General features: G+C 57.0%; 12 protein-coding genes and 1 riboswitch. Of the genes, 2 read left to right on the top strand and 10 right to left on the bottom strand.

Going from position 1 to position 16,239, the window contains the following annotated elements:
• The 7 genes from folP to MWU51_RS01325 form a co-directional block, all read right to left on the bottom strand.
• Nucleotides 1-1,008 carry a dihydropteroate synthase gene (folP, locus tag MWU51_RS01355; RefSeq protein ID WP_247033538.1) on the bottom strand — a complete coding sequence of 336 codons (1,008 nt, stop codon included), beginning with the start codon at nt 1,006-1,008 and terminating at the stop codon, nt 1-3.
• Complete coding sequence (locus MWU51_RS01350) at nt 1,005-1,889, bottom strand: dihydroneopterin aldolase (protein WP_247033536.1); 885 nt, start codon at nt 1,887-1,889, stop codon at nt 1,005-1,007. Before MWU51_RS01350 ends, folP begins: the two co-directional genes overlap by 4 nt.
• Before the next feature lie 102 nt (nt 1,890-1,991).
• Entirely contained in the window at nt 1,992-2,642 is a 651-nt protein-coding gene (locus MWU51_RS01345) for a cell wall hydrolase (protein ID WP_247033534.1), read from the bottom strand.
• A 153-nt stretch (nt 2,643-2,795) separates the two neighbouring features.
• Nucleotides 2,796-5,345 carry a putative PEP-binding protein gene (locus tag MWU51_RS01340; RefSeq protein ID WP_247033532.1) on the bottom strand — a complete coding sequence of 850 codons (2,550 nt, stop codon included), beginning with the start codon at nt 5,343-5,345 and terminating at the stop codon, nt 2,796-2,798.
• 166 nt (nt 5,346-5,511) lie between these two features.
• Nucleotides 5,512-7,737 (bottom strand): glycine--tRNA ligase subunit beta, encoded by a 2,226-nt coding sequence (glyS, locus tag MWU51_RS01335; protein ID WP_247033531.1) that lies wholly within the window; start codon nt 7,735-7,737, stop codon nt 5,512-5,514.
• A 5-nt stretch (nt 7,738-7,742) separates the two neighbouring features.
• The gene (locus tag MWU51_RS01330) at nt 7,743-8,210 is read right to left on the bottom strand and encodes a DUF6446 family protein (RefSeq protein WP_247033529.1); all 468 of its coding nucleotides are present in this window, start codon (nt 8,208-8,210) and stop codon (nt 7,743-7,745) included.
• Complete coding sequence (locus tag MWU51_RS01325) at nt 8,207-9,148, bottom strand: glycine--tRNA ligase subunit alpha (RefSeq protein ID WP_247033527.1); 942 nt, start codon at nt 9,146-9,148, stop codon at nt 8,207-8,209. Before MWU51_RS01325 ends, MWU51_RS01330 begins: the two co-directional genes overlap by 4 nt.
• A gap of 253 nt (nt 9,149-9,401) precedes the next feature.
• Here MWU51_RS01325 and MWU51_RS01320 point away from each other — a divergent pair, with 253 nt between their 5' ends.
• Nucleotides 9,402-11,246, top strand: coding sequence for a serine protease (locus MWU51_RS01320; protein ID WP_247033520.1), 1,845 nt, complete (start codon nt 9,402-9,404; stop codon nt 11,244-11,246).
• Between the two features lie 52 nt (nt 11,247-11,298).
• On the opposite strand, the gene MWU51_RS01315 is transcribed toward MWU51_RS01320, so the two are convergent.
• The 3 genes from MWU51_RS01315 to metZ all read right to left on the bottom strand — a co-directional run bounded on the left by MWU51_RS01315 (nt 11,299) and on the right by metZ (nt 15,238).
• Nucleotides 11,299-12,747, bottom strand: coding sequence for a TrkH family potassium uptake protein (locus tag MWU51_RS01315; RefSeq protein ID WP_247033518.1), 1,449 nt, complete (start codon nt 12,745-12,747; stop codon nt 11,299-11,301).
• 107 nt (nt 12,748-12,854) lie between these two features.
• The gene (gene folE2 / locus MWU51_RS01310) at nt 12,855-13,961 is read right to left on the bottom strand and encodes a GTP cyclohydrolase FolE2 (RefSeq protein WP_247033502.1); all 1,107 of its coding nucleotides are present in this window, start codon (nt 13,959-13,961) and stop codon (nt 12,855-12,857) included.
• Between the two features lie 83 nt (nt 13,962-14,044).
• Entirely contained in the window at nt 14,045-15,238 is a 1,194-nt protein-coding gene (gene metZ, locus MWU51_RS01305) for an O-succinylhomoserine sulfhydrylase (RefSeq protein ID WP_247033485.1), read from the bottom strand.
• Nucleotides 15,239-15,310: 72 nt separating this feature from the next.
• Nucleotides 15,311-15,389: riboswitch (SAM riboswitch) on the bottom strand.
• A gap of 131 nt (nt 15,390-15,520) precedes the next feature.
• On the opposite strand from metZ, the gene MWU51_RS01300 reads away from it, so the two are divergent.
• Nucleotides 15,521-16,222 carry a glutathione S-transferase N-terminal domain-containing protein gene (locus MWU51_RS01300; protein WP_247033483.1) on the top strand — a complete coding sequence of 234 codons (702 nt, stop codon included), beginning with the start codon at nt 15,521-15,523 and terminating at the stop codon, nt 16,220-16,222.
• The last annotated feature ends 17 nt before the right edge of the window (nt 16,223-16,239 follow it).

The raw sequence follows: 16,239 nt of genomic DNA, 5'->3' as shown, positions 1-16,239 counted from the left end.
TCAATTCTCTCTTTTTGTCATCGCCTGTTGCAAGCGTATGGCCTGCCGGGTCTCATAAGTGTCGTGGACCCTTAGAATCTGCGCTCCGTTTTGCACGCCGTGCAAAGCAATCGCAAGCGACCCTGCCACGCGGTCTTTTGCCTCGGCTGCCTGACCGATGGTTCCGATGAACCTCTTGCGGGACACACCCAAAAGGATCGGCAGACCCAGATCGTGTAACAGCGACAGGTTTCTGAGCAAAGTCACATTGTGTTCCAAAGTTTTACCAAACCCGATTCCGGGGTCGGTCACTATCCGCTCACGCGCAATACCACAGTTGGTGGCATAGGTGATCCGTTCTTCGAGAAAATCCATCACGTCGAACAATACGTCGTTATAGCGCGGGTCGGTCTGCATGGTGTCTGGCCGTCCCTGCGCATGCATCAGACACACCGGCACATCGCGTTCGGCAACCAGATCGGCAAGCTCGGGATCGAAAGTAAACGCGGCCACGTCATTGACCATATTGGCGCCAGCATCCAGTGCGGCCTCGGCCACGCGGGCTTTGCGGGTGTCGATAGAAATTGGCGTGCTGATCCCGGCGTCGCGTATCGCTGCGATGGCGTTTGACGTGCGGCGGATTTCGTCATCCTCTGGCACCTCGTCTGCACCCGGTCGGGTGCTTTCCCCGCCGATGTCCAGAAGGTCGACATCCTGTGCCATCTGGCGGGCGCGGGTCACGGCGGCGGCCAGAGTGGAGTGATCTCCACCATCGGAAAAACTGTCCGGTGTCACATTCAAAACGCCCATGATCCGCGGGCGATCCATCACCAGATCGCATATTGGCGCTCGAGGCAGAGACAGCCGGGATTGCTCCTCCGACGAGCATTCCGCTAACGGTTTCCGAGTGACCAAAGCTTTGCCGCAGCGCACAAACACTTCGTCGAACCACAGATCGGTGGACCCGGCCAAAGATCGCCCTTCAAAGGGCGCACCAGATCGCGGAATAGGTTGCAAACGCGCGATCATGGTAAATCCGCCAATGTGCTTTGGCCCCGACCAACCCTGACGACCGTCTTTGCCCCCATCACATCGGCCAACCATTGGGCCAATTGTTGTGGTGCATCATCTCGCGGACCATCCACGGCATCCAGAACCAGCTTCGAAGGTGCCCAAACGCTGATCTGGTTGTTTTTCATCCCCCAATCCAGCTCAGTCCGTGTGCCAACCACGACGCAGCGCGGGTCTTTGGCGGACAAACGCCAAGCGTTTTGTTCGATTTCCAGAAGGTTGATATGATGTTGGGCGGTCTTGTCATTTACCCGCGGCACATGGGTGCCGGCAGGGCCAACACAAAGAACGAAAGCGCGAGGGTCTGAGCCGAGCCGATTCAGAAACTGGGGGAAATTTGGGTCAGTGAAAGCGTCATTCTCAAGAAAGATCACGTTCAAATCTGGCACAGAACTCGTATCGCGCTTAGACGCCTTGGCTTCGCGCGAGCGAACAATCTCGACCCCAAGATTGCCTGGGCCACGATCCAGCTTCTCGATCCGCACGAAAACACGAAGCGGTTGTGGTTCCGCCAAAATCCGTTTCGCAATTCGTTCCGCCAGAGTTTCGAGCAGGTTCAGACGTTCCGCTGCAAGCTCGACCGTAATTGCTTCGGTGATGGTGTCATAGGACAGGATGTCATCCACATCATCGGTCTGTGCGCCGGCGCTTGCGGCGACCTCGACAACGACGCTGAAGCAAAGCCGTTGCGTCATGTGTCGTTCGGATTGAAACGCCCCAATCTCAACCTCGACCACATGATCACGCACGGAAATACGGTCAGGCATAGGGGATTGTTTCGGCTGCGACGCAGCGCGGTGATCCAATGACCCAAAGGCGTCGGCGGTTTCGTCTGTCATTGTGACCCTCTTCAAAGATGCGGTCACATTGCCCTTTTTACAGGTCTGATTGCCAGCGCAAAACGACACCCGCATCCCAGCGCGCGGAACAGAGATGGCACATTAGCGATAGAACCGGTGCACACCAATTTTCGCCGTGCGCGTTAACCGGCTGGCCCAAACCGGTGCGACAGCAGTCGTGTGGTAATGCGTGGCCCCATGGGTTAAAGGCCGATCAATCCCGTCAATCATAACGCGCGCGACCTTGCCCAAACGTGCGAACATGGCTTGTTCGCGGATCACTTCAGGATGGCCATCACATGTGAACGTGAACTGACAGGCATATTTTCGTCCCGTGCCCTGATTGATCACACCACAAACCGAGTTGGGATAGCGCGGGTGATCCACCCTGTTCATGATGACCTCTGCAACCGCGAACTGACCCTTGATCGTTTCCCCACGCGCTTCGAAATACAGAGCTTCGGTCAGGCAGCGCCATTCTGCGTCCTGTTGGGGTTTGGGAAGCGTCGCCAGCCATTTGGTCGAATATTTGGTTGCCAGCACTTCATTTGGCGCATCGTTCTTGCGTGAGGAGGGTAGAGTGCTTAGCGCAGCAATGCGGTCTTCGGCCATGGCTTCGACGGCCGCACGATCATGCAACAATAACGCACCAAAAGGGTTGGTAGTCGTCTCAGCGGCAGCAAAACCCGCACTGATAAAAGGTGCCACGGCAAGGCAAAGCCGCACTGCCACCTTCTGAAGAAGTTGGAACATTCGTAATCCCCCACACCGGAAAACGTTTGAATTCTTGGCGTCTGGGTACAAAAAAAACGGGCTTCGGTCCAGTCAGGCAAGGTGTCACAGGTGACAACCCGTGTTGAAAACCGCCACTCAAAGCGCCATTTCAAACCGTTTAATTATATTAATTCAATCGGTTAGGTCAGCATCACTCATGCAACCCTCAAGCGCAAGATGGGCGGCAGCCAAGCGCGCGATAGGCACGCGGAATGGGGAACAGGATACATAGTCAAAGCCCGCATCACGACAGAATCGGATTGATTCCGGGTTCCCACCATGTTCTCCACAGATCGAAAGGGTCAGGTCATGGTTCACATCCCGTCCGCGCGATGCACCCATCTGCAACAGCTCACCGACCCCATCGGCGTCCAGCATGTGAAACGGGTCTTCTTCGTACACACCCTGTGCCACATATTCACCCATGAACCGCCCTGCATCGTCGCGCGATAAGCCATAGGTCATCTGAGTGAGATCATTGGTGCCGAAGGACATGAATGCCGCGTGCTGTGCAATCTCGCCCGCTCGCAATGCGGCGCGAGGCGTTTCGACCATTACCCCCAGCCGATAGGTGAAATCGGACCCGGTTTCGATACGAACCTCGGCGGCCACGGCGTCGACCCGCGCCTTCACCATCTCGACTTCACGCTTGGCTGACACCAGCGGGATCATCACCTCAGGAACCACGGGATCACCAGATTTCGACGCCTCGACCGTCGCTTCGAAAATGGCGCGGGCTTGCATGTCGTAGATTTCGGGCACGGTGATGCCGAGACGCACACCGCGCATCCCCAGCATCGGGTTGAATTCACGAAGACCTTCTACTCGCCGTTCGACATCACGCAATGGCAGATCAAGCGCCTCGGCCAATTCGCGCAACCCCTCTCGCCCATGGGGCAAAAACTCGTGCAAAGGGGGGTCGAACAGGCGAATGCATACCGGTAAGCCCTGCATGATTTCGAATAGCTCTGCAAAGTCGGCGCGCTGCATCGGCAACAGTCGATCCAGTGCGGCCCGGCGATCATTGGCGTGATCGGCAAAAATCATCTCGCGCATGGCTAGCAGACGGTCATCGTCGATAAACATGTGCTCGGTCCGACACAGGCCGATCCCCTCGGCGGCAAACATCCGGGCATTACGTGCATCGGGCGGTGTGTCGGCATTTGCCCGCACCCCGATATCGCGAAACTCATCTGCCCAGGCCATAAGCGTCTGGAACCCCTCGCCCAACTCGGGTGGCAACATGCTGACAGCGCCGACATAGGCATAGCCAAGCGCGCCATCTATGCTGATCACGTCCCCTTCGAAAAACTCGCGGCCATCCCGGGCGATCAGCTTGCGCTGCTTACTATCAAGCGTCAGACCTTGCGCGCCGACAACACAAGGCAGTCCCAATCCACGCGCAATCACCGCTGCATGGCTGGTAATGCCACCCCGAACCGTCAGAATACCCTTGGCCGCGTGCATACCGCGAATGTCCTCGGGGCTTGTTTCGCTGCGCACCAGAACACAGTTTTCCCCCTGCGCCGCCATCGCCTGGGCGGCGCGCGCGTTGAACACGATTTTGCCTGTGGCCGCTCCCGGACTGGCGGCAATTCCCTTGGCAAACCGGTCGCGTCTGTCCTTCGGGTCGAACTGGCTGTGCAGCAATTCGCTGAGTGCGCGCGGCGGGATGCGCAAAACGGCCTCTTCACGGCGGATGATCCCATCATTTGCCAGTGAAACCGCGATGCGCACATTGGCACGTTCGCTGCGCTGAACACGCACAGCATCAAGGATGAACAGTTCCTCGTTGTCGATGGTGAACTCGATCTCCATCTCTTCGCGCAGACGGGTCCGGCACAGATCGCCGTATTTCAGAAGATTGGCAAAGTTGACCGGCAGCACCTCTTCGATGGACCGTCCGCGCGGGTCTTTTGTCAGATACATGACATCGCGGTCTTCTGCATCAGCAAGCGCATCGCGCCCTTGGCTTTTACACAGATAACGCCCGCGAATTTCACTACGGCCGGTCTGTCCATTGACGAACTGGATAACACCCGATCCACAGGTGTTTTGACCGACACCCAAAGCCATTTTTTGGACCACCAATCCCAAGCCGGCATCCGCTGGCGCCCCTTTTGCCTGCCGCAGTAGCCGGGCCGTTGTACCCTCCCATGCCCGTGCCATCGAGCGCAGGATTTCGGCCAACTGCTCTTTCGGATCCTGTGGAAAATAGTTTTCAGTTTCCTCCTCGTAAAGTCCAAGCGCGGCACGCAGAGCGTCCGAAGATGGAGTCGAGAAGGTTTCAAATTCATCAGGGTCCAGCCGACCAACATGTACGGCATAGGATTGGATGAACCGAAGATACAATGCGTTGGCTGCCGTTTCCCCGTGCGATTTTGTTAGCTTGGCATGAACCGCGTCATTCATGCCAATGTTCAAGATCGCGCCGGGACCGCCCCAATCAGGATCTTCCGATGATGGCCGGACCGAGACCAGCGGATCAGGGCCAAACAGTGCAAGCATCGCCTCTAGATCCGGCATGTTACCGGCAGAGATACCGTGAACAGCTTCAAAGCTCAGAGCAACTGTGCGCGGCACAGGCATGTCCAACCGGATGAGGCGTTGCAGGCATTTCGCCCGCCCGCCATGTCGGGCATTTTCTATTGCCGCTGTTGGCGTGATCTCTGAGAAGGCCATCGTACCCACTTTCTGCGCTGCAGCACTGCTATCGCAAAACACCATAACGCGCGCGACGTATCGCACAAGTGCTAGGTTGACGGCACACCGCGTGACAAAATCTGGCGTGATGGCGCTGGGGCAGAGGGGTTACCATCCCATTTGTGGCACCAGCGGTCTAAACAACTCAGCCTTCGATGCGAGACAGATCCGCGACACCCGCACAAATCATGCGAATGCGCGACAGCAGGTTCAGACGATTGCGGCGCACCACTTGATTATCTGTGTTGATCTGAACCGCTTCGAAGAACGCATCAATGGGTGCACGAAGATTGGCCATTGCCTGCATGGCAGCGGAAAAATTCTCTGCGTCCATCGCTGGCTTGATCGCGGCTTCCGCTGTGTCCAGCGCGGCGAACAACGCCTTTTCCTCATCCGCTTTTGCGAATTTCACGTCGGCACCGTAAGAGTACTCAACGCCGTCCTTCTCCTCCGCCTGCGCCAGAATGTTGCTGGCGCGTTTGACACCTTGCAACAGGTTCTCGCCGTCGTCAGTGGACAAAAATGCACTCAGCGCCTCGGCGCGTTTGACCAGCAGGGTCAGGTCGTCGTTGCCCGGCATGGCAAGACAGGCGTCGATCACATCATGACGCACGCCTTTATCCCGCAGATAAACCTTCAGCCGGTCGTGAAAGAAACCCAGAAGATCGCGAGACGTGTCAGGCAGGTTGTCCTTGACCTCTTCCAGATGTTTGGACAAATCCCCGTCAAAATGATCCAGAACCGTTCGGATAGCTGCACCAAAAACCCCGTGATCAGCAATTTCATTGTCCAGATCACGTAGCAAGGCCGCGCGCACAGTCCCGTTTTCGTTCAAAGCAATCTCGTGACGCAACAACTGGGCATCGAACAGCTGATCCAGCGCGATGCGCAGGTCATTGTCCAACACCAACCGGATCACCCCCAGCGCCGCGCGGCGCAGTGCAAACGGATCCTTCGACCCTGTGGGCTTTTCGTCAATCGCCCAAAAGCCAGTCAGCGTGTCCAGCTTATCGGCCAGCGCCACCGCAACAGACACGGGCGCTGTGGGCACGTCATCCGAAGGGCCAAGCGGCGAGTAATGCTCGACCGCCGCATTCGCGACTTCGACCGAGTATCCAGCAGGGGCAGCATAATACTTGCCCATCAGGCCTTGAAGCTCGGGGAACTCATAGACCATTTCGGACGACAGATCGGCCTTGGCCCAGCGCGCGGCCTTCTCAGCCAAGTCTGGGGCGGCATCTACGGAAGGCGCGATCGCACGGGCAAGTTGCGCAACCCGCTCAATCCGCTCGCCCTGCGTACCAAGTTTGTTGTGGAAGGTAACATTGCAGAGGCTGTCCAGCCAAGACGACGCACCAGCTTCGGCGACACGCAGATCATTCTCCCAAAAGAACTTAGCATCCGCCAAACGGGCCGACAGCACCTTCTGGTTGCCTGCCAAAATGGTGGCCCCATGATCCGCTGTTTCGCGGTTGGCGACGGTCACAAACTTCTCGATCAGGCCCGATTTGGGGTTCTTCACCGAAAAGAATTTCTGATGCTCGCGCATGGAGGTTTGTAGCACCTCCGGCGGTAAGGGAACGAACTCCTCGGCTATATCACCCATCAGGACAACAGGCCATTCGACAAGCCCCGCCACTTCGGCCAGCAAGCCTTTATCCTCAACGATTTCCAATCCCTGAGCGAACGCTGCATTTTGTGCTTCGGCCCAGATATGATCGGCGCGCTCGTCCGGAGACAAAATCACTTTGGCAGCTTTCAGCTTCGCCTCGTAATCCGCAAAGCCGGACACGGCGAAACGTCCGGGCGCCATGAAGCGATGCCCTTCAGTGGTGTCGCCAGCCTTGATCCCATCAATATCCAAGGGGACCACATTTGCGCCCGCCTCGTCCGACAAGATGCATAGAATCGAATGCAATGGACGCACCCAGCGCAGGCTGCCCGCGCCCCAGCGCATGGCCTTGGGCCAGGGGAAGTTGCGGATGGCGGCATCCAGAACTTCGGCGACAATGTCGGTGGCAGGGCGACCTTTTTGTTTGATCAGCGCGAAATAGACCGGTCCTTTCGGCGTGTCGCGTTCTTCCAACTGCTCACGGGTCAGGCCCGCACCGCGCAAAAACCCCTCGATCGCCTTGTCAGGCGCGCCGACTTTCGGCCCCTTTCGTTCCTCGCGTGTATCGGGCGACGTGGCCAACAACCCTTCGACAGCCAAGGTCAGACGACGTGGCGTGGACAGCGCGGCAGCACCCGCATAGGTCAACCCCGCCTCGACCAACCCATCGGTCACAAGCTTTTTCAGATCATCCGCGGCGCGTTTTTGCATGCGCGCAGGGATTTCTTCGGAAAAGAGTTCAATCAGCAGGTCGGGCATATCGTTCACTCGCTGTATTTTTGGTTCAGCTGGTGCCAGGCATAACCCCGGCCATCGGGAAAGATCGCAACCACGCGGTCCACCCCGTCCTGAATGTCACGTTCGCCAAGAAAGGCGATGGCTTCACCGGCTTCCAGCGCAGCACCGATCTGGTCAGCATCGAAACAATCGAACCAACCGGGCGCAGTCAAAGGTGTTGCCTGTTCGTAAGTCTCAAAAGTCTCGGTCAGCATCGCAAGGCTCATGGTGGTGGTGAAACACCCCCGGAACCGAAGCGGTGAGCTATCGGCATCAATCCCTTGAAAGCTGTCATAGAGCACGGCTTCTGGTTCGCCCGTCACGACATTCGTCATACGCAGTTCGGTGTTCAACGACACGTCGTCGTAGAACGCATAAAGCTGCAGCCAATAGATCGCAATGCCTGCGACAAGTGCCGTTACCACGATGAATATCCCAATGATCCTGCCGCTCACGCCGCGTCCTCGTCCGTCCAGCCACCGGCGCGGGTTTGCACAAATGCATCCGCACACAACTTGGCCAGCGTTCGCACCCGCCCGATATAGGCCTGACGTTCGGTGACTGAAATCACGCCGCGCGCATCCAGCAGATTGAACAGATGGCTGGCTTTGATGCACTGGTCATAGGCGGGGTGGGCCATGACGATGCGCTTGCCGGTTTTCGGGTCAATTGGACCCTGGTCTAGAATGGCTTTGCACTCTGCTTCAGCCTCTTCGAACTGCTTTAGCAGAACATCCGTGTTCGCCACATCGAAGTTCCAGCGCGCGTATTCTTCCTCGGTCTGTTTAAATACGTCGCCATAGGTGAGTGGGATCGGCGCGGAGGGGTCGTTGAAGGGCATATCCATAACATGATCGACGCCAAGGATATACATCGCGAGACGCTCAAGCCCATAGGTCAGTTCGCCTGAAACCGGGTGGCAATCGTATCCCCCGACTTGCTGGAAATATGTGAATTGGCTGACTTCCATACCGTCGCACCAAACTTCCCAGCCTAAGCCCCAAGCCCCCAGGGTCGGGCTTTCCCAGTCATCTTCGACAAAGCGGATGTCGTGCAGATCGGCGTCCACACCAATCGCAGCGAGTGACCCCAGATACAGATCTTGCAGGTTGGGTGGGCTGGGTTTGATCAGCACTTGATACTGATAATAGTGCTGCAACCGGTTCGGATTCTCGCCATAACGTCCATCGGTCGGACGGCGCGAGGGCTGAACATAGGCCGCCGCCCAAGGCTGAGAGCCAAGCGAACGGAGCGTGGTGGCCGGGTGGAACGTGCCCGCGCCGACCTCCATGTCATATGGCTGCAAAATCGCGCAACCCTGCTCGGCCCAGTAGGTCTGAAGCCGCAGGATGATCTCTTGAAAGCTCTTTGGACGCGTGTCGCTGTTGGCCATGGCCCTGCCCGTCTGGTCGTTCCTGAAATATCAGCCCTCAATAGGGCCTGCCCCCCAAAGGGTCAACGCGTGAAAGCGCCGCTTTTTAGCCCAGTCTGGCAACAGGCCACGGGGTTTCGCGCAAAAATTGATGAACACGCTGGACCCCCCGCGCAAAACTGTCATATTGCCTCCCTGTTATTGACCACATCCGGCGGAAACGTGTTATCTGCCCGGAAAATTTCCAGCCACGCCGCGAAGGCCACGAGGATCCATGACGAAACGCATTGCTGCTGCCCTTTTCACCGGACTTGCGACCAGCTTGATCAGCCTGCCGGCGATTGCCCAACAGACACCTTCAGTGCCGTCCGGAGAGCAGGCCGACAACCTCTTCTGGATCCAGATCGAGGCGCAACCGACGCTGCGCAAAGCCGAAGAGCGTGTGCGTAACTATGCAGCCCGCCTGGACGGCGTGAACGGGTTTCGTATCGGTGGCAACTGGTACGGAGTCATTCTTGGCCCCTACACCGAAACGGCAGCGAATATTCAGCTGCGATCCCTCAGAAACGGGGGGCTAATCCCGCGGGACAGCTTCATCACCTATTCCAATAAGTTGCGACAACAGTTCTGGCCGGTCGGGGCCAATGCACTGAACACGGACCCGCTTGAAGCTTCTGACGCAGCTGAAGCCGAAACGGAGACAAACCAGACGCCTGCACAGGGGGATCAGATCGCATCCGTGGCTCAACCCGACGCGCCCCCCATCTTGACCGAACCCGAACCGCCGCGCGATGAAACCCGGCGCGAGGCATTGGATGGCGAACGACTTCTGGATCGCGACCAGCGCAAGGCGTTGCAGGTCGCGCTGCAATGGGAAGGGTATTACACTTCGGCCATTGACGGAGCGTTCGGCGCAGGCACCCGACGCTCTATGGCCGCGTGGCAGACCGATCGAGGCTATGATCCGACTGGAGTTCTCACGACCCGCCAGCGCGAAGAGCTTCTGGCAAACTTTCAGGCGGTCATCGCATCGTTGGGTATTCGACCGTACGAGGATGCTCAGGCCGGAATTTCGATCGCCATCCCCGGCGCGATGGTCGAGTTTGCTCGCTATGAAGCGCCATTTGTACATTTCGACACCAAGGGCGACAGCGGCGTGCGCGTGGTGCTGATCAGCCAGACCGGTGATCAGGACACGCTTTATGGCCTCTACGACATTCTCCAAACGCTTGAGATCGTGCCAGTTGAAGGACCGCGCGAGCGCAAGAAAAATTCGTTCACCATCGAAGGTACAGACGGCGACATCACGTCATACACCCAAGCACAACTGGTTGATGGAACGGTTAAGGGCTTCACTCTGATCTGGCCGGTGGGCGACGAGAAGCGCCGCAACATGGTCTTACAAGACATGAAGGCAAGCTTTGCATCGCTGGGATCGCAAGCCTTGGCAGACAATGCCGGGTTGGACGCGGCCACCCAAAGCCTTGATTTGCTGTCAGGGCTGGAAATTCGCACGCCCGAGATGTCTCGGTCCGGTTTCTATGTGGATGCCAAGGGAACGATCCTGACAACAGCCGAAGCCGTCAAGGGATGCGACCGTGTCACTGTGAACGACGACTATATCGCCGATGTCTCGGCTCTGGACGATGCGCGGGGTCTGGCGCTTCTCACACCGCAAGACCCGCTGGCGCCGCTGGCTTATGCCGCGTTCCTGACCGTAGACCCACGATTGAAATCTGATGTTGCGGTCGCGGGGTATAGCTATGAAGGTCGGCTAAGTGCGCCTAGCTTGACCTATGGCAGCCTGACAGAATTGACCGGCTTGAACGGTGAAGCAGAACTGAACCGGTTGACCCTTGCGGCACTGCCAGGGGATGCCGGCGGACCGGTTCTGGACGCGGGCGGCGCTGTGATGGGAATGCTCCTGCCCAGTCAAGTTTCGGCAGGTCGCTCACTTCCGGAAGGTGTCAGCTTTGCGCTGGATGCCGCATCGGTCACGTCCTTCCTTGCTGAAAACGGTGTCACACCTGACGCTAAAGATGCCGGTACGTCGATGGACCCGGTGGATCTGAGCGCCCAGGCCGCTGACATGACGGTTCTTGTCAGTTGCTGGAAGTAAACGTTCGGTTTCTGTTGTGACCAAGGTCGCCCGAAGCATCGGCTGGGGCGACTTATCCGCGCCAGAATTTCACTGTGAACAAGACATATACGGCCAAAAGCTCTAGCCGACCAATCAGCATTGTCAGGGCCAATATCCACTTTGCGGTGTCGTTCAGACTTCCGAAGTTTCCTGCAGGTCCAATAATATCGCCAAGGCCGGGTCCAATGTTAGCAACGGCAGTTGCCGCGCCTGAAACAGAAGTGGTGAAATCTAGTCCGGTCATGCCCAGGATCACCGCCACAATCCCCAGCGTCACGACGAAAAACACAAAAAAACCCATGACCGAGGACAGCACCTCGTCATCGACACGACGCCCGGCATAGCGCGGCGTAAACAGGCCATGGGGCGAGTGGATCGACCGGATTTGTGCTTTGATCGACGAAAACAAAAGCTGGTAGCGGAACACCTTGATCGAACAAGCAGTCGAACCCGCGCACCCACCAATCAAACCAAGGAAGAAAAACACGACCACTGGGAAAGCACCCCACAATTGATAATCTACACTGGAATACCCTGTTCCGCTGATGATGGACGTGACGTTGAAGATGCCTTCGCGAAAACCGTGCTCCAGGTGATCACCGTTGGCAACAAGACGATAGATGGTCATCATCAGCGTGATCGTGAAGATGATAATCAAATACGTCCTGATCTGAGTATCTCTCAGTATGGGCCGTGCTGTGCCACTAAGCAGTTGGATATATCGAACAAATGGCAGGCTGGCCAAGATCATGAACACCGCCGCAACATATTCCGGCACGCCCTGAAACGCGCCAAATGACGCGTCTGTTGACGAGAACCCTCCGGTCGATAGGGTCGTCATGGCATGGTAAATTGCCTCGTATGGAGGCAGCCCGACAGCCACGTACAGAACCGCACAAGCAACTGTTAAAAGAAGGTAAATCTGACTGATGCGGCCGGCAATCTGAGCGGCGCGTGGCAACACTTTTCCCATCGTGTCAAAAGCCTCGGACCGGAAGATTTGCATCCCGCCCACACGCAATTCGGGCAAGAAAACCATGGCAACCACGATGATACCAATGCCACCATACCACTGCAAAAGCGCCCTCCAGAACAACAGCCCTTTTGGCATATCGTCTAGCCCTGAAAGGACGGTTGCTCCTGTGGTCGTCAAACCCGACATCGCTTCGAAAAAAGCGTCAACCGGGCGAACACCTACGTCGGATAAAACAAAAGGAATCGCCCCGAAGATGGGCAGTGCCAACCAGACACCTGTGGTCAGTAGAAAGGTCTGCTGAATCGACAGCCCCTTGCCGACGCCATTGGCCGTGGACAACGCCATCGACCCGCCAATCAGCGTTGTGATGACCGCACTTTCAAGAAAGACCGCCCAGTCTGAGCTGCCATAGAATAGATCGACGCCCATGGGAATCACCATCGTGACCCCAAGGGCAGCAACCAAAAGGCCCGTGACATAAACGACAGGTCGCAGATCAAACATGGGCGCAGGGTTGGCCCCACGCGCGTAAACTGTCAAGGATCAGTTGCGGCCAAGAGATGCTTGGCCGATGCAGTGTGATAGTTCCGTCCGGCGGGTCAACTGGCTGCTTATCCCACGTGGAACAGCGTTGAAAACAGCTTAGGGTCAAGACTGTCGGCCTCAAAGGTGGCGCCTTCTGTCAGGATCGACACCGCATCATGGCTGTGTAGGCTTTCCTGATGACTGGCAACAACGCGGAAGTCTCCTATACGCGCGTCCTTTTGCAGGTGTTCACAAAACAAGCGCGCTGCGTCTTCGACAAAGATCGGATTGGCGGCATTCAACTCAGCAAATGCCTGTTCATCCTCGCGTTTCACCATGACCTGCGTTTCCGTCGGAACGGCAGCACGGCACAAGTCAATCAAATCCTCGAACCAAAGCGTGTGGTTGGGCTGATGTATTTTCTCAACCGAGATACGCGCCACCGACCGTTGCGAATGAGGCGTGGCCAGTTGACCGCGCCTCTGGCGGGCATGTTCCGAGAGCTCAAGCGAACAGGGGCAGGTTGAGCTATAAACATAGTCTAAGTGCATGAACTTGCGCCGCGTGCCGCGATGTTCGACCAGTTCCAGCGCAATGTCGTAAAACTGATAGCCAGACAGCCCAGACCGCAGACTTTTGACCCGCGCGGGGTAGGAAAAGCGCATTTCGATCCGTGCGTCCAAGCTTTCCAGATCAGTCTTGTAGTCGTCCAGAGCGGCCTCGATCACATCGAAGCTGAAGGTTTTTTCGGCATGGGCATAAAAGCTGCGCATGATGCGCGACATATTGATGCCTTTCTTTCCCGCCTCAAGGCTGACCGTTCCAGTGACCGAAGTTTCAAGCGTCACATCCGCGCCGTCACGGGTGTGATAGCGGATCGGCAAGCGGAAGTTTGAGATGCCCACGTGTTGAATATGCCGTTTCGCCCCTTGAATAAGGCTGGCAGGACCATTTTGCAGGTCGGGCATCGATGCTTTATAGGCTGCATCGGGTGCAAAATCGACCGGGTAGTCGCGATTGAGGTCGGGATAGTTCGGCAGTTCGGCACCCGGCAAAAGACGGGCTATGGCTGGGTCTAGCTTTGCAACCTCGACCGGGTCCGCCTTTGCCGCCCAGTTGCGCAAAACGTCCAACGCATCACGCGCTTCATCCGCATTTGGAGCCTTACCGCCCCTGCGCTTCATCTGGTTCATATCGGACCCTCCGACCCTGCCGCACCCTAACAACATAAGTGTGTGACAAGAATTTTCCAAACACGATGCTCAGATGCGACCAATCAGGCTGCGTTTAGGCCTTGTTTCAGGTCAGCGATCAGATCTTGCGTGTCCTCAAGCCCGATGGACAAGCGTAGTAGGCCGGGGGTGATCCCCAACAGCGCTTTTTGATCGTCCGGCAGTCGCTGGTGCGTAGTTGTTGCCGGATGGGTCACGATGGATTTAGCGTCACCAAGATTGTTCGAAATGACGACGATTTGAAGCGCATTCAGAAACCGAAAAGCAGCTTCTTTTCCGCCTGCCAGCTCGAGCGCCAATACGGTGCCTGCCCCACCAATCATCTGACGCTCGGCCAGAGCCTTATCGGGGTGACTGTCCAGAAGCGGATGCACTACACGAGCAAGTTTTTCATGCCCTTCCACGGCGCGGGCAATTTCTAACGCGGATGTGGCCTGCGCCTTTACACGCAGCTCCATCGTCTCCAACCCCTTCAGCATAACCCATGCATTAAACGGGCTCATCGCACCACCTGTGTGCTTCATAAAAGGTTCCAGCGTTTTGCGGATGTATTCCTGAGTGCCCAGTACGACGCCGCCCAGACAACGCCCCTGCCCGTCTACGTGTTTGGTGGTGGAATAGACAACTACGTCAGCGCCCTGCTCTATTGCTCGGCTGAACACCGGTGTGGCAAAAACGTTGTCCACAACAACCAGAGCACCAACATCATGGGCGATCTTGGCAACCCCTTCGATATCGATCACGTCAAGCGCCGGATTGGAAACACTTTCGAAAAAACAGACTGCAGTGTCGGGGCGCACGGCCGCGCGCCACGCGTCAAGGTCGGTGCCATCAACAAGTGTCACTTCGACCCCGAAACGCGCAAGGATATCTTCTAAAACATAAAGGCAGGATCCGAACAAGGCTCGACCGGCGACCACGTGATCACCCGCTTTCAGCACGGACATCAGAGCCCCGTTGACCGCCGCCATGCCCGAGGCAGAGGCAAACGCATCCTCGGCCCCTTCCAGCGCCGCCATACGATCTTCAAACATTGCCACAGTCGGGTTGCCGTAGCGGGCATAGATAAACTCTTCACGACTGCTTTGGATAAAGCGTGCCTCGGCCTGTTCGGCACTGTCGTAAACAAAGCCCTGCGTCAGGAAGATCGCTTCGCTGACTTCGTTGTATTGACTGCGACGGGTGCCGCCATGCACGGCCATCGTCCGTTTCGACCAACCTGATTTAGCCTCTGTCATCGCGCGTTCCTTTCGCACAAAAAAACCCCCACCGCAAAATGAGCGTCGGGGGCGAAGCTGCGGGGAAAGATGCCCACAAGGTCCCTGACCTCTTTAGCAGTATATTTTACGTGGCCCGCAATCCGGTGAACAAATCGCCACGCGTTAGCCCTAGCGTCAGTTAAGAATTGCGTCAAGGGCGCAGCTGTGAACCGCTCGCCCGAATGTGAACCGCCTGTCTGCCTTGCCGACTTGCCAATCGACCACAGCCTGTCATCCTGCCCGCAAAGAAGGAGACACGATATGTCAAAGCCTATCGAGCTTTATTATTGGCCCACACCCAACGGGTGGAAGATATCCATCGCGCTGGAGGAAATGGAGCTGCCCTACGACGTTAAACTGGTGAATATCGGCGCAGGGGATCAGTTCGAACCTGACTTCCTGAAGATCGCTCCGAACAACAGAATGCCTGCGATCATTGATCCAGAAGGACCAGACGGCGCGCCAATCTCGATTTTTGAAAGTGGTGCGATCCTGCAATATCTGGCGCGCAAGACCGGCACGTTCTGCGGCGAGACCGAGCGGGACCGGATCGCGGTCGATCAATGGCTTATGTGGCAAATGGGCGGGCTTGGGCCCATGGCCGGCCAGGCGCACCACTTCCTGAAATACGCACCGTCGATGGAGCCACCCAACGACCTGCCCTATGCCAAAGATCGCTATCGCGCGGAAACCGCTCGGCTTTATGGCGTGATGGACCGGCAGCTTGCCGACAATCGCTATCTTGCCGGAGACTTCTATTCCATCGCCGACATAGCATGTTGGGGCTGGGCGTCACTTTGGGAAGGGCAAGAGCAAACACTCGACGACAAACCTCACCTCGCCCGCTGGCTGGACGAGGTAGGCGCGCGACCTGCTGTGCAACGAGGACGCGCCCTGGCATCGGAAGAGCGGAGCAATCTGCAAACTGACAAGAAAGCACAGGACGTTTTATTCAAACGATAGGGGCGGCTTAGCGCAAG

The organism is Aliiroseovarius sp. F47248L, assembly GCF_023016085.1.
In the GTDB taxonomy this organism is placed as follows: domain Bacteria; phylum Pseudomonadota; class Alphaproteobacteria; order Rhodobacterales; family Rhodobacteraceae; genus Aliiroseovarius.
The sequence above is the reverse complement of the archived record's forward strand: the minus strand, read 5'-3'. Positions and strand labels throughout refer to the sequence as shown.

Coding starts and splice junctions, on each gene's coding strand:
- MWU51_RS01340 (WP_247033532.1), bottom strand. CDS start 5,345: ATGGCCTTCTCAGAGATCACGCCAACAGCGGCAATAGAAAATGCCCGA.
- metZ (WP_247033485.1), bottom strand. CDS start 15,238: ATGACAGAGGCTAAATCAGGTTGGTCGAAACGGACGATGGCCGTGCAT.
- folE2 (WP_247033502.1), bottom strand. CDS start 13,961: ATGAACCAGATGAAGCGCAGGGGCGGTAAGGCTCCAAATGCGGATGAA.
- MWU51_RS01345 (WP_247033534.1), bottom strand. CDS start 2,642: ATGTTCCAACTTCTTCAGAAGGTGGCAGTGCGGCTTTGCCTTGCCGTG.
- MWU51_RS01325 (WP_247033527.1), bottom strand. CDS start 9,148: ATGGCCAACAGCGACACGCGTCCAAAGAGCTTTCAAGAGATCATCCTG.
- MWU51_RS01320 (WP_247033520.1), top strand. CDS start 9,402: ATGACGAAACGCATTGCTGCTGCCCTTTTCACCGGACTTGCGACCAGC.
- folP (WP_247033538.1), bottom strand. CDS start 1,008: ATGATCGCGCGTTTGCAACCTATTCCGCGATCTGGTGCGCCCTTTGAA.
- MWU51_RS01300 (WP_247033483.1), top strand. CDS start 15,521: ATGTCAAAGCCTATCGAGCTTTATTATTGGCCCACACCCAACGGGTGG.
- glyS (WP_247033531.1), bottom strand. CDS start 7,737: ATGCCCGACCTGCTGATTGAACTCTTTTCCGAAGAAATCCCTGCGCGC.
- MWU51_RS01315 (WP_247033518.1), bottom strand. CDS start 12,747: ATGTTTGATCTGCGACCTGTCGTTTATGTCACGGGCCTTTTGGTTGCT.
- MWU51_RS01350 (WP_247033536.1), bottom strand. CDS start 1,889: ATGACAGACGAAACCGCCGACGCCTTTGGGTCATTGGATCACCGCGCT.